Annotated in this window: 8 protein-coding genes; 3 read left to right on the top strand and 5 right to left on the bottom strand. The window is 60.2% G+C overall.

The window, feature by feature from the left end; translation table 11 throughout:
- Positions 1-147: 147 nt before the first annotated feature.
- From ABFX35_RS01355 to phoB, 3 genes are read right to left on the bottom strand one after another with little or no spacing between them, the layout of a single operon-like run.
- Complete coding sequence (locus ABFX35_RS01355) at positions 148-1,125, bottom strand: PstS family phosphate ABC transporter substrate-binding protein (protein WP_346078739.1); 978 nt, start codon at positions 1,123-1,125, stop codon at positions 148-150.
- Between the two features lie 14 nt (positions 1,126-1,139).
- Positions 1,140-2,456, bottom strand: coding sequence for a phosphate regulon sensor histidine kinase PhoR (gene phoR / locus ABFX35_RS01350; RefSeq protein ID WP_279028073.1), 1,317 nt, complete (start codon positions 2,454-2,456; stop codon positions 1,140-1,142).
- Between the two features lie 30 nt (positions 2,457-2,486).
- Positions 2,487-3,176: a phosphate response regulator transcription factor PhoB gene (gene phoB / locus ABFX35_RS01345; RefSeq protein WP_095845642.1), complete on the bottom strand. Its 690-nt coding sequence runs from the start codon at positions 3,174-3,176 to the stop codon at positions 2,487-2,489.
- A gap of 281 nt (positions 3,177-3,457) precedes the next feature.
- On the opposite strand from phoB, the gene sbcD reads away from it, so the two are divergent.
- Together sbcD and sbcC are read left to right on the top strand one after the other, a co-directional pair.
- On the top strand, positions 3,458-4,690 hold the full coding sequence (gene sbcD / locus ABFX35_RS01340; protein ID WP_346078736.1) for an exonuclease subunit SbcD: 1,233 nt from the start codon (positions 3,458-3,460) through the stop codon (positions 4,688-4,690).
- Complete coding sequence (gene sbcC / locus ABFX35_RS01335; protein WP_346078734.1) at positions 4,687-7,938, top strand: exonuclease subunit SbcC; 3,252 nt, start codon at positions 4,687-4,689, stop codon at positions 7,936-7,938. The genes sbcD and sbcC overlap by 4 nt, the downstream gene beginning before the upstream one ends.
- Before the next feature lie 1,117 nt (positions 7,939-9,055).
- Here the strand turns inward: sbcC and qhpR are convergent.
- A complete protein-coding gene (gene qhpR / locus ABFX35_RS01330; protein WP_279027017.1) occupies positions 9,056-10,120 on the bottom strand; it encodes an AraC-like transcriptional regulator QhpR in 1,065 nt (354 codons plus the stop codon).
- Positions 10,121-10,345: 225 nt separating this feature from the next.
- The gene (locus tag ABFX35_RS01325) at positions 10,346-11,356 is read right to left on the bottom strand and encodes a phosphotransferase enzyme family protein (RefSeq protein WP_346078731.1); all 1,011 of its coding nucleotides are present in this window, start codon (positions 11,354-11,356) and stop codon (positions 10,346-10,348) included.
- Positions 11,357-11,758: 402 nt separating this feature from the next.
- Here ABFX35_RS01325 and eat point away from each other — a divergent pair, with 402 nt between their 5' ends.
- Entirely contained in the window at positions 11,759-13,126 is a 1,368-nt protein-coding gene (gene eat, locus ABFX35_RS01320) for an ethanolamine permease (protein WP_095845647.1), read from the top strand.
- The last annotated feature ends 29 nt before the right edge of the window (positions 13,127-13,155 follow it).

Raw genomic sequence — 13,155 nt, 5'->3', positions numbered from 1 at the left:
ATCCGCCGCCAACCCAAATAGTTTACACGATGAATTATTACGCTGTGTTATTTTCAGACTTCTAGACGGCTAAATCTGTAGGAAAGCATCCTGTCATGCCGCATCAAAAGCAGCAATTGAGGAATTTTCATGTGTATTGAGAAAAATTCACGATCCCGATGCGCTCGGCGATAGCGTACCGCGGGCGAGTGGCTCCAGCCCCAACGCGGCACGCGTTTTACGCAGCGTATCCGGCGGCAGCGGCAGATAACCGTCGTGGTTGATCAGGCTTTGCCCCTGGCTGGAAAGCACCCGATCGAGAAACGCTGCGGTCAGCGGTTCCAGCGGCTGGTTGGGCGCTTTGTTGATATAGATATACAGGTAGCGCGCCAACGGGTAGCTGCCGTTGCGCACGTTGTCTTCCGTTGGCGGGATATACTCATCACCGCGTTCAGCCAGCGGCAGCAGGCGCACACCGCTGGCGCGAAAGCCAATGCTGGCGTAACCGATGCTGTTGAGCGAACCAGCCACCGCCTGCACCACGGAAGCCGAACCCGGTAGCTCATTCACCCGCGCCATAAAATCACCGCCGCACAGGGCGCGTAACTTAAAGTAGCCGTAGGTGCCGGAAGCGGAATTGCGCCCAAACCGTTGAATGCTACGCTGCGCCCAGTCCCCGGTCATGCCCAGTTGCCCCCAACGCTGCAACGGCGGTTGCTCGCTGCAGCGGCGGGTGGCGGAAAACAGCCGATCAAGCTGCGCCAGGTTGAGCCCGCGCAGCGGGTTATCCTGGTGCACCAGCACCACCAGCGCATCCACCGCCACCGGCACCGCCAGCGGCGCATAGCCATAGCGGTGCTCGAACGCCGAAACTTCCGCCGCCTTCATCGGGCGGCTCATCGGGCCAAGCTGCGCCGCCCCGGCCGCCAGCGCCGTAGGGGCGGTGGAGGATCCCGCGGCCTGAATCTGCAGGTTGACGTTCGGGTAGTGCTGGCTGAAATCCTGCCCCCACAGCACCATCAGGTTAGCCAGCGTATCGGAACCGACGCTGGACAGGTTGCCCGACAGCATACCGTCGGGTTGCGCCAACAGGCTACGGCCAACCAACAACAGGCCAAGCAACCCCCAGCGGGTAAATCGGATCATAGCGGGCCCATGCGTTAATGTTTCACCGCATTCTCTGATAAAGCCGCCGGCACAATCAACCGATTAGGCAGGGTGAAGATAAAACGGGTGCCGATACCGGGTTCGCTAAGCACTTCCAGCCGCGCATCGTGGTGGCTCAGGGCATGCTTGACGATCGCCAGCCCCAGCCCGCTGCCGCCGGTCTGGCGCGAACGGGCTTTATCCACCCGGTAAAAGCGTTCGGTCAGGCGCGGAATGTGTTCGGCGGCGATGCCGGGCCCATTGTCGCTCACCTGGAACTCGGCGCCGTGCGGGGTTTGCTGCCAGCTCACTTCGATATGGGTACCCGGCGGCGTATGGTTGACCGCGTTATACACCAGGTTGGAAACGGCGCTGCGCAACTGATCTTCGTTGCCAAACACACTCAACTGTTCATTCACCCGGAAGTTTATCTCGTGGTTGCCGTGGCTTAGCGACTGCGCCTCACGCTGCAATACGCGCAGCAACAGCGGCATATCGACTTTCTCGTGCATATCCACCAGCGGCGCCGCTTCAATACGCGACAGGGTCAACAATTGTTTGACCAGGCCATCCATCCGCTTGGTCTGTTCCTGCATGGTGGCCAGCGCTTTGCCGCGCATCGAGCCGCCCGGCTCGGCATCGCTCATCATTTCCAGATAGCCCTGCAGCACCGTCAGCGGCGTACGCAACTCATGGCTAACGTTGGCGAAGAAGTTGCGCCGCGTGCCTTCCAACTGGCGCATCTGGGTGACGTCGCGCGCCACCATCAGCAGTTGCCCTTCGGCGTAGGGCATCACGCGGAACTCCACGTAATGCTCATTATTCAACTGCAACGTCAATGGTTTACTGAATTCCTGCTGCTGCAGATAATGGGTGAACTCCGGGTAGCGCAGCAGGTTAAGGATGTGCTGGCCGCTATCTTCGGGCCAGCGAAAGCCCAGCAAATGCTGCGCCAGGCCGTTACACCAGAAGATATTGCCCTCTTCCGTGGTCATCACCAACGCATCCGGCAGCGATTCTGCCCCGCTGCGAAAGCGTTTGATCAGCAGCGCCAGTTCACGCCGGCGGCGGCGATTGCGCTGCTGCATTTGATACAGGCCATAAAACAGCGGTTCCCAGCTCCAGCGGCCGGGCGGCGGCGTCATGCTGCGATCCACCCACAGCCAGTGGGAAAGTTTGAGTTGGTTAGAGTAATTCCAGACCAGCGCCGCCAGTACGGCAATCAACAGTAGCCAGGGTAAATAGCCGACAATCAACCCCAACAGCAAGGCGGGAAGACAAAAAAGGGCCAGTTCCAGCGCCAGCCGCTTCCAGGATAGGTTTTCTAGCACGCTATGTTCTCCTGTGCGTTACCAATGAGTCTAGTAGCGCGTTGAGAACCGATAGCCAGTACCGCGAACGGTTTGAACCATTTTGTCATGACCACTGCTCTCCAGCGCCTTACGCAGCCGGCGGATATGCACGTCAACGGTGCGGTCTTCTACATACACGTTAGTGCCCCAGACATGATTAAGCAATTGTTCACGGCTATAAACACGTTCGGGATGAGTCATGAAAAAGTGTAGCAGCTTGAATTCGGTCGGGCCCATATCCAGAGCCAGCTCATTGGCCATAACACGGTGCGATGAGGGATCCAGGCTCAGCCCTTGCATTTCGATCATATCATCCACCGCCATCGGGGAGATACGGCGCATAACCGCTTTGATGCGCGCCACCAGCTCTTTCGGTGAAAACGGCTTGGTGATGTAGTCATCAGCCCCCACCTCCAGGCCCCGCACCCGGTCTTCCTCTTCCCCGCGGGCGGTCAGCATCATCACAGGAATATCGCGGGTCAGCGCTTCGCGCTTCATATGTTTGATAAATTGGATACCGGAGCCGCCGGGCAACATCCAGTCAAGTAACACTAAATCAGGGAACGGCTCAGACAGGCGCGTCACGGCGCTGTCATAATCCTCGGCTTCCAACGGTTGGTAACCATTTTGTTCCAACACAAAGCACACCATCTCGCGGATCGGCGCTTCGTCTTCCACCACCAATATGCGTCTTGCCATCGTCAATCCTGCTAATGTGTTAACGTTCTGTGAGGCCGCGTGCCATCATTTTGCAGTTGCGCGTAAGCGCCACCAGCAGCCACGTAGCGTAAATTCAGCCTTGTTTGCGGGCGCCATTATGCGTCAGTTTTATGACAGATTTATGAAACAAATCACCATAGCAACCGCATTGCGGGGTCAGGATAAGCATAGCGATTATTACAATTTACACAGAAATATCATACTTCTGCCCTATTCCTCTTATAATCACCGCCAGGATGATATCGCCACGGGAGAGCCGCATGCGCCTGATTCACACGTCTGATTGGCACTTGGGCCAGTTTTTTTTCACTAAAACCCGCGCTGCGGAGCACCAGGCTTTTCTGCACTGGCTGATCGCCCAGGTGGAACAACAGCAGGTGGATGCGCTGATCGTCGCCGGCGATCTGTTCGACAGCGGCTCGCCCCCCAGCTATGCGCGCGAGCTGTACAACCGCTTCGTGGTCGAGCTGCAGCGCACCGGCTGCCAGTTGGTGGTGTTGGGCGGCAACCATGATTCCGTGGCGACGCTTAATGAATCGCGCGAGCTGCTTTCCTGCCTGAATACTACCGTGGTGGCCAGCGCACAGGCCGATCTGGAGCGACAGATCGTGGTACTGCACCAGCGGGACGGCCAGCCCGGCGCCGTGCTGTGCGCCATCCCCTTCCTGCGCCCGCGCGATCTGCTCACCAGCCAGGCGGGGGAATCCGGCGCGCAAAAACAGCTCGCCCTGCAAGATGCCATTACCCGCCACTACCAGGCGCTGTACCAGGCCGCCTGCGACCGCCGTACCGAGCTGGGCATGACGCTGCCGATCGTCGCCACCGGGCATCTGACCACCGTTGGCGTCACCACCTCTGACTCGGTGCGTGACATTTATATCGGCACGCTGGATGCCTTCCCGGCCCAGCACTTCCCGGCGGCGGATTATATCGCCCTGGGCCATATTCACCGGGCGCAAACGGTGGCCAAGAGCGAACACATCCGTTACAGCGGCTCGCCGATCCCACTCAGCTTTGACGAGCTTGGTACGGGTAAAAGCGTCTACCTGCTGGACTTCGCCGACGGCCAGTTGCAGCAGGTGACGTCGCTGGCGATCCCGTGCTTCCAGCCGATGCAGCTGATTAAAGGCGATTTGCAGCAGATCGAACAGCAGCTGCAGCCGTTCGCCGATTACCAGGGGGAACTGCCGGTATGGCTGGATATTGAGGTGGCAACCCAGGATTACCTCAGCGATATTCAGCGGCGCATTCAGCAAATGACGGAAGCGCTGCCAGTGGAAGTGCTGCTGCTGCGCCGCAGCAAGGAGCAGCGGCGGCTGGCGATCACCCAGCAGGACAAAGAAACGCTGAACGAATTGAGCGTCGACGAGGTCTTTGAACGGCGGCTGGCGCTGGAGCCGGAAATAGATGAAGCGCGGCAACAACGTATCCGCCTGCTGTTCCAGCAGGCGGTGGCCAACCTGGCGCAGCCCGATGAGGAGCCTTCCGCATGAAAATCCTGAGCCTGCGCTTAAAAAACCTTAACTCGCTGCAGGGCGAGTGGAAAATCGATTTTAGCGCCGAGCCATTCGCCAGCAACGGGCTGTTCGCCATCATCGGGCCGACCGGCGCCGGCAAAACCACGCTGCTGGACGCCATCTGCCTGGCGTTGTACCACCAGACGCCGCGTCTGCACGTCTCCCCCAGCCAAAACGAACTGATGACGCGCCACACCGCCGAATCGCTGGCCGAAGTGGAATTTGAAGTGAAAGGCATCGGCTACCGCGCCTTCTGGAGCCAGCGCCGCGCCAAAAACCAGGCGGAAGGCAACCTGCAGGCGCCGAAGGTTGAACTGGCGCTGCTGGCAGACGGCAAAATCATCGCCGACAAAGTACGCGACAAGCTGGATTTGATCGCCACCATCACCGGGCTGGACTTCGGCCGCTTCACCAAATCCATGATGCTGTCACAGGGGCAATTTGCCGCCTTTTTGAATGCCGACGCCAACGATCGCGCCGAACTGCTGGAAGAGCTGACCGGCACCGAAATTTACGGCCGGCTGTCCGAACAGGTGTTTGAGCGCCACAAACAGGCACGCATCGATCTGGACGCCCTGCACCAGCGCGCCAGCGGTATTGAACTGCTGAACGACGAACAGCGCCTGGCACTCGAAAAGCAACGCGCCGAACTGGGCGAGCAAGAGGCCGCACTGAGCCAACAAACGCAGCGCCAGCAGTTGGCGTTGAACTGGCTACAGCAGTGGCGGCAGGCGCAACAGCAGCAGCAAACCGCCCAGGCCCGGCTGGCGGCCGTGCAACAGGAACACCGCCAGGCCGAACCGCAATTGCAACGCCTGGCGCGCAGCGCGCCGGCGGAAAAACTGCGCCCCTTAATGGAGCAACGCGCACGCTGCCGCCAGGAAGCGGCGGCAATGCAGCAGCACATCGCACAGCTTACGCAGCAGCAGGAACAGCAGTTGGCACAGCTTGCACCGCTGCAACAGGCGCTGGAAAAAGCACGCGCCGAACAGCAAGCGCATGCCGCGCATCAGCAGCAGCAAGTCACGCTGATTGACGAACAGGTGGTGCCGCTCGACGGCCACATCGCTCTGCTGCAGCAAACCCTGACGGAAACGCAGCAGGCCTGCGACGCTCAGGCGCAGCAGTGCAGCCAGCAGCAGCAACAGTTAACGCAGCTCAATGCGGAACGCGCCCAATTGGCAGCGCAGGCCGAACAATATCAGGCCAAACAGACACAGCTCACAAACGCGCTGGCGCAGCAACAGCAACAACAGCAGGCGCTGGAGGCCGCCGCACCGCTGGCCACGCTGCGCCAGCATCAGGCCAGGTTGGCCGAGCAGCGCCCTGTCCGCCAGCGCTTATACACGCTCGCCTCCCTGGCGCAGCAAATCGCCCAGCGCCTGGAGCCGCAACGGCAGGAGTTCAGCGAACGCCAAACCCAGCTTACCAAGCTGCAACAACAGCTCGAGCTGGCCCGCCAGCAGTTCAAACAACACCGGGCGCTTGAGCAGGAGGTGGAAAAGCGGTGGGAGCTGGAAAAACGCATCGTCAGCCTGGAAGCCGAGCGCGCGCATTTGCAAAGCGGCGAGCCGTGCCCGCTGTGCGGCGCCACCCAGCACCCGGCAATTGCGCAGTACCAGGCGGCTAAACCTTCGGAAACCGAACGGCGCCTGGTGGAAATACGCCAAACCACCGAAGATTTGCAACGCCAGGGCACCGAGCTGCGCACCCGCAGCGAAAGCCTGCAAGAACAGCAGCAGCGCCTGCAGCAGGCCATCGCACAGGACGAACGGCAGCAGGCGGAACATGCCAACGATTGGCAAGCCCTCAGCGCGCCGTTGAATTTGGGCTTCGGCCTGCATGACGGCACACAGCTGGAAGCCTGGCTGGCAAGCTGCGAAGCCGAGGAAAGCCAATGTCAGCAACAGTTGCAACAGCACGAACAGGCGCTCCAGGCAGTGCAACAGGCCAAAGACGCGCTGACGGCGTTGCAACAGGAACAGCTGCGCAGCCAACAGCAACAGCTGCTGCTGGACGAACGCCGCGGCCAGTTGGAGAAAAACCTCAGTGAGGCGCAAAGCCAGCAGCAACGCCTGCAGCAGCAGTGTCAGGAAAGCACGCGAGCGCTGGGCGAACTGCGTGCGCAACGCCTGGCGCTGTTTGGCGAACAGCAGGTCGCACAGGTGCGCGAGCAGTTGCGCCGCCGCCAGGCGTCGTGCGAACAAACCAGCAGCCAGGCGGTGGAGCAGCTGCAACAGGCTCAGGCGCAAAGCGATCGCCTGGCCGGGCAGCTTGCCGAATTGGAAAAACAGCAACGGCAATGGGCCGAGCGTCTGCAACAGGCTGAACAACACTGGCAGCAAGCGCTAGCGGCCAGCGAGTTTGACGATGAAGCGGCATTTACCGCCGCCATGCTGGATGACGCACAGCGCCAACAACTACAACAGTTGAAAGAAAGGCTGCAGCAACAGCAGGCCGAGGCCCAGGCGCTGCTGGCGCAGGCCCAGCAAACGCTGGAACAGCATACGCAAACCCGGCCGCAAGACATGGATGAAGCCGATGCCGACGCCGGCGCGTTAGCCGAGGCATTGGCGGATCTGGCGCAACGGTTGAAAACGCTGCAGCAGCGCCAGGGCGAAGTGCAAAGCCAGTTGGCGAGCGACGCCGCACGGCGCCTCAGCCAACAGGCGCTGTTTGAGCAGATCGCCCAAAGCCAGCAGCATTGCGACGACTGGAGCTACCTTAACCAGCTTATCGGTTCGAAAGAAGGCGACAAATTCCGCAAGTTCGCCCAAGGGCTGACACTCGATCATCTGGTGTATTTGGCCAACCTGCAGTTGGCCAGGCTGCACGGCCGCTATCTGCTGCAGCGTAAAACCAGCGATGCACTGGAGCTGCAGGTGATGGATACCTGGCAGGCGGATGCGGTGCGCGATACCCGCACGCTGTCGGGCGGTGAGAGCTTTCTGGTCAGCCTGGCGCTGGCGCTGGCGTTGTCCGATTTGGTCAGCCACAAGACCAGCATCGATTCGCTGTTTCTGGATGAAGGCTTCGGCACGCTGGATGCCGAAACGTTGGATACCGCGCTGGACGCCCTCGACAGTTTGAATGCATCCGGGAAAACCATTGGCGTGATCAGCCACGTCGAAGCGATGAAGGAGCGCATTCCGGTGCAGATAAAGGTGAAAAAGATCAATGGGCTGGGGGTCAGCAAACTCGAGAGCCAGTTCCGGGTGGCATAAACCACCGGGCAACCTAACCCTCGGTTTTGACATAAGTTAATCCCAAAGACAACGCATTTGGTGAGTGGAGCACCGGGGTTGAAGCCATTGAAGGCGCCGAACGGCGGAACGTAGCATAGGCGAAACCGCCAGGACGGCGGTTTCAGGCGAGACAGGCAGGGACGCCTGTCGTAGCCGGCCGTGATGCGCAGTGACACAGTGAGGGTAGCCGCGCAACGGCCGCCTGATATGGCGCAGGCGTGGGTCGTTAGGGGCCGCGCCCACGGCCCCTAACTCGGGCGCGGGCTACGGTGCCACAAAAAACGACCGAGTTATAGCGACCGAAACCCTCTCGGTCAGGGCAAAGAACATTGCCGAAACGGTACTCTGCCACCACCAGCGTAAATAGAATTGCCTTAATAGTATCGAGTTTCTCTGCGGCAATAGTGGCAGGCAATTGTCAGGGCCGCAGGCCCGGCCCCGACACCCCGGCCTGCGCTTAACATGGCCTGCCCGCTGCGCGGGTACCCTCGCGGCGTCCCCGTCGCCGGGCGGGTCGGCTACGACAAACATCCCTGTTTGTCTCGCCTCAACCGGCCGTCCGTGGCCGATTGCCCCTGGCAACGGTGCCTTGCTCGGCAGCCCAAGATGCGCGCTAAACGTCAACACCCCAATCTATCGCCACCGGGCAACCTAACCGCCGATTTTGACACAATCAAAGACGATTCATTAGGTGAGTGGAGCACGGGTGTGGAAGCCATTGAAGGCGCCGAACGGAGGAACGTAGCATAGGCGAAACCGCCAGGACGGCGGTTTCAGGCGAGACAGGCAGGGACGCCTGTCGTAGCCGGCCGTGATGCGCAGTGACACAGTGAGGGTAGCCGCGCAGCGGCCGCCTGATATGGCGAAGGCGCGGGTCGTTAGGGGCCGCGCCCACGGCCCCTAACTCGGGCGCGGGCTGCGGTGCGACAAAAAGCCACGATATTATAGCGACCGAAACCCTCTCCGACCTCAACAAAGAACGTTGACGATACAGTACTCTGTAACCCGCCGCATCGTGATAGATAACCACGATGCCGTAGCGACTGCCCCCCCTCCCCCGAACACAACAAAGCACGTTAACGAAACGCCCTCCCCCTTAATTCGGCACCTGCCGCCACTGCCGCGGGCTGATACCAAACCAGCGCCGAAAAGCACGTGAAAACGCACTCACCTCCGAATACCCCAACAACAACGCCAGCTCGGAAATCGGCAAATGGCGCTGCTGCAAATAGTACGTCGCCAGCTCACAGCGCACCTTATCCACCAGCGCAGTAAAAGTCAGCCCCTGATCGCGTAGCCGCCGCTGTAGCGAACCGGCAGACATCCCCATTTTTTCCGCAATCATTTCCAGCACCGGCTCACCGCTGAGCAACGCATGGCGCACCTGGGCGCGCGCGCCGTCCACCAGCGTCTGGTGCGGCTCCTGCGCGTTAAGCCGACGGATCGCATCCTGCACCACCATCAGCAACGTCGCGTCACGCTCCGGCATCGCGCGAGCCAGATCGCGTTTGGGCAAGATCAGGGAATTGTAAGGCTGATCAAAATACACCGGGGCATCGAACAGCTTGCAGTGCTCATGCCAGCTTTCCGGCCGCGGATGTTCAAAATGCACCTCGCGCGGCGCCCAACGGCTGCCGAGCACGTGGCGGATCAGGTTCATCACCATGCCGAGCGTCAGTTCGGCATCCTGGCGCTTGCACAGGATAGCGCCGTGCTGCACCTGATAATCGAAGCGATAATATTCCCCCTTATCGACCAGCCGCGTCAGCGTACTGTGCTGGTGATAAGGGAATGCCGTCACCAGATTCTTCAACGCCATTTCCAGCGTTGGCGAACACAGGCCGACATAGCCAATCAGGCCTAATGACTGCGGTTTAAACTGCTGGCCGTAGTGCAAACCGAAGTTATCACAACCGGAATGGCGCGCTGCCTGCTCCAGCACCTGGCAATAGTTGGTCAGGCCGATACTGAGCGTCGGGCAGGCCAACTGTTCCGCATCAATGCCGGAAATGCCGAAAATCCGATCAACATCGCCACCCTTATTCTGTATGAACTCGCTCAGGCCGCTGGCAGCGGCGGCCAGAACGCCACGGTTGCCTTGTGCCAGACCGGCATCCAGATGTGAGAACAACCCCGGCTGGCTGGAAAGTGCTATCTGCATGATTCATCCCACTGTGGTTGTAAAATGATTCAGGGAATGAAGCAACTTCTGTACCAGATTGCTCACAGCGCCGGGTTAACCGAGCCAACACTGCGCGCTACCGGCAAACTGCGGCGTGCAGGGCATTTTAAAGCACGCCAGTGCACGCCTAATATTGGCCGTTGCCGGTTAACCTTTCACCACCGCGATACATCACCGCCATCGGGCCGCCCGGTTTTGGTGCGCCTAGGCGGCGCCTACCGGCAGCAGATCGGTTTCCAGATAGCGGCGGCACAAACGCACGCTTTCCGCCGCCCAACGATCGCCAAGGCTAAGCGCCATTTCCGTTTCGGCATGTGAGCCAATCCAGGCCAGCATCTGAATACGGCGCTGAATGATAAAAGTCGGCACCATCGCCAGATCCTGTTCACTCAGTGAGCAAACGCGCTGATAACCGGCCAGCCAGTGCTCCACCCATTCGGCCGCCCGCGGGTGGTGCTCAACGAAGCTGATCGCCGCCGCAAGATCGTGCAGATACCAGCCGAAGCCACAGTCATCAAAATCGATCACCCGCGTTTCATTGCCCTGCAGCAACAGGTTGGTCAGGCGGAGATCGGCGTGGATCAGCCCATAACGCTGGCGATCTTGCCCGTACTGCGCCAGTTCCCGGCCAACGCGCGCCAGCGTGGCTTCAATCACCGGGTGATCGGCCTGCGCCAGGTTGGGGGCATCCTGCCAGCGCCCCCAGTGGCCCGCTTCCCCCACCATTGATGGATGATCCCAGATAATACGCCGGAAGCCCGCCGGCTGCTGCCAGCTGCGACTGTGCTGATGCAGTTGGGCGGTAATCTCCCCCAGCCGCTGAAAAGCACGAGGATCCACCTCGGTGGTCGGCATATCGCCTTCGATCCAGTGGAACACCACCAGATGGCGCGCTTCACCGTTGGCCAAAGTGATAGTTTGTACTCGTTCGCCATCCTCGCCATAGACCGCCTGCGGCACCACGATGCCGTGCTCACGCAGCGCATCCAGCCAGTCCAATTCACTGGCGATTTCATCGCACTGGTGATAGTTGGCGCGGTGAATGCGCAGGGCATAACGCCGCCCATCGGCGCTATCAAGCTTGAAAGTGGCGTTTTCGGAACGGCATAACAGCGTCAGGGCGCCGTTCAGGGTGGCTGCATAACGCTGCAGCCCGCGTTCGGCAATCTGCTGCAGGGTATGATTATCCAACGTGTCGTACTGTGTTGCGGTCATCGCGCGTCACTCCATAGCGGTCAACAGGCTTCCAGCATGATGTGGCCGGGCCCACTCCGCTTGACCGCAGGGCGCAAAATATTGACTTTAGGTTGCAAGCGCGTTTCTTAATGGCAAAAATTGACCGTAAATGGCCCTTTTCGTTATTCCGTGGTCAAGTTTCCCCTCAGTTGCACAGGCATTATCCCCCCAAGGGCTGCGCGAGCAGCACACCCTACCCATAAGGCCACACTCGCCAAGATGGCTAGTATCTTTTTGAAAAGCATACTTTTTCGGTGCACTGATAGCACCCGAATATCTTGCAGGGCGGTCTGGCAGGCCCAGACCGGTGGAAATGACGTCCGCCCGCGCCGGTTGACCGGCGTCTGGCGGCTATGCACCGTTTCGATCGGGAGAACACCAATGACCATGCAACTCAAACCCACGCTAAACACCTTGCACCTATGGGGGATTGCCGTCGGGCTGGTAATTTCAGGGGAATACTTTGGCTGGAGCTACGGCTGGGGCGTTGCAGGCACCCTCGGGTTCCTGATCACCACGCTATTAGTGGCGACCATGTACAGCTGCTTCATCTTCAGCTTCACCGAACTGACCACCGCGATCCCACACGCCGGCGGCCCGTTTGCCTACAGCCGCCGCGCTTTCGGCGAAACTGGCGGCCTGATCGCCGGGCTGGCCACGCTGGTCGAGTTTGTGTTTGCTCCGCCGGCTATCGCCATGGCGATCGGCGCCTACCTCAACGTGCAGTACCCGGCGCTGAACCCCAAGGTGGCGGCCGTCGGCGCCTATGCGATCTTCATGACGCTGAATATCCTCGGCGTTAAACTGGCGGCGCTGTTCGAATTGTGCGTTACCGTACTGGCGGTGTTCGAACTGCTGGTGTTCATGGGGGTAGTGGCGCCGGGCTTCAGCTTCAGCAACTTTGTGCTCAACGGCTGGGCCGGCAGTAATACATTCAGCGGCACGGCCGTGGCAGGCATATTCGCCGCCATTCCGTTCGCCATTTGGTTCTTCTTGGCTATTGAAGGCGCCGCAATGGCCGCCGAAGAGGCCAAGGATCCCAAACGCACCATTCCACGCGCCTATATCTCCGGCATTATGACGCTGGTGCTGCTGGCGCTGGGCGTGATGCTGCTGGCCGGCGGTGCCGGCGACTGGAGCAAGCTCGCCAACATTAACGATCCGCTGCCACAGGCGATGAAAATGATCGTAGGCGAGAATTCCGGCTGGATGCACATGCTGGTGTGGATCGGCCTGTTCGGGCTGGTGGCCAGCTTCCACGGCATTATCCTCGGCTATTCCCGCCAGTTCTTCGCCCTGGCGCGCGCAGGCTATCTGCCCACGTCGCTGGCGAAGCTGTCGCGGTTTAGAACGCCGCACCGCGCCATTCTTGCCGGCGGGGTCATCGGGATTGCCGCGATCTTCAGCGACGGCGTGATCAACCTGCAGGGGATGAGCCTGACCGCCGCGATGATCACCATGGCGGTATTCGGTGCCATCGTGATGTACCTGATGAGCATGCTCAGCCTGTTCAAACTGCGCCGCAGCGCGCCGGATCTGGAGCGCAGCTTCCGGGCGCCCGGCTACCCGGTGGTGCCGGCCATCGCACTGGTGCTGGCCTTCGTTTGCCTGATCGCCATGCTGTGGTTTAACCCGATCATCGGCGGCCTGTTTATCGCCCTGATGGCCTGTGGCTACGTTTACTTCCTGCTGACCAAAACTCAGCGCCGCAACGCACCGCAGGATATGATGCTGTCGGGCAGCGACTGATAAATGTGATCCCGGCGGCAGTCCATGGT

It is taken from the genome of Gibbsiella dentisursi (assembly GCF_039539505.1).
Classification (GTDB): Bacteria; Pseudomonadota; Gammaproteobacteria; order Enterobacterales; family Enterobacteriaceae; genus Gibbsiella; species Gibbsiella quercinecans.
The sequence above is the reverse complement of the archived record's forward strand: the minus strand, read 5'-3'. Positions and strand labels throughout refer to the sequence as shown.

What these genes read in the sequence shown, in the direction of transcription:
- sbcC (WP_346078734.1), top strand. Translation starts at nt 4,687, where the DNA reads ATGAAAATCCTGAGCCTGCGCTTAAAAAACCTTAACTCGCTGCAGGGC.
- sbcD (WP_346078736.1), top strand. Translation starts at nt 3,458, where the DNA reads ATGCGCCTGATTCACACGTCTGATTGGCACTTGGGCCAGTTTTTTTTC.
- qhpR (WP_279027017.1), bottom strand. Translation starts at nt 10,120, where the DNA reads ATGCAGATAGCACTTTCCAGCCAGCCGGGGTTGTTCTCACATCTGGAT.
- phoB (WP_095845642.1), bottom strand. Translation starts at nt 3,176, where the DNA reads ATGGCAAGACGCATATTGGTGGTGGAAGACGAAGCGCCGATCCGCGAG.
- ABFX35_RS01325 (WP_346078731.1), bottom strand. Translation starts at nt 11,356, where the DNA reads ATGACCGCAACACAGTACGACACGTTGGATAATCATACCCTGCAGCAG.
- eat (WP_095845647.1), top strand. Translation starts at nt 11,759, where the DNA reads ATGACCATGCAACTCAAACCCACGCTAAACACCTTGCACCTATGGGGG.
- ABFX35_RS01355 (WP_346078739.1), bottom strand. Translation starts at nt 1,125, where the DNA reads ATGATCCGATTTACCCGCTGGGGGTTGCTTGGCCTGTTGTTGGTTGGC.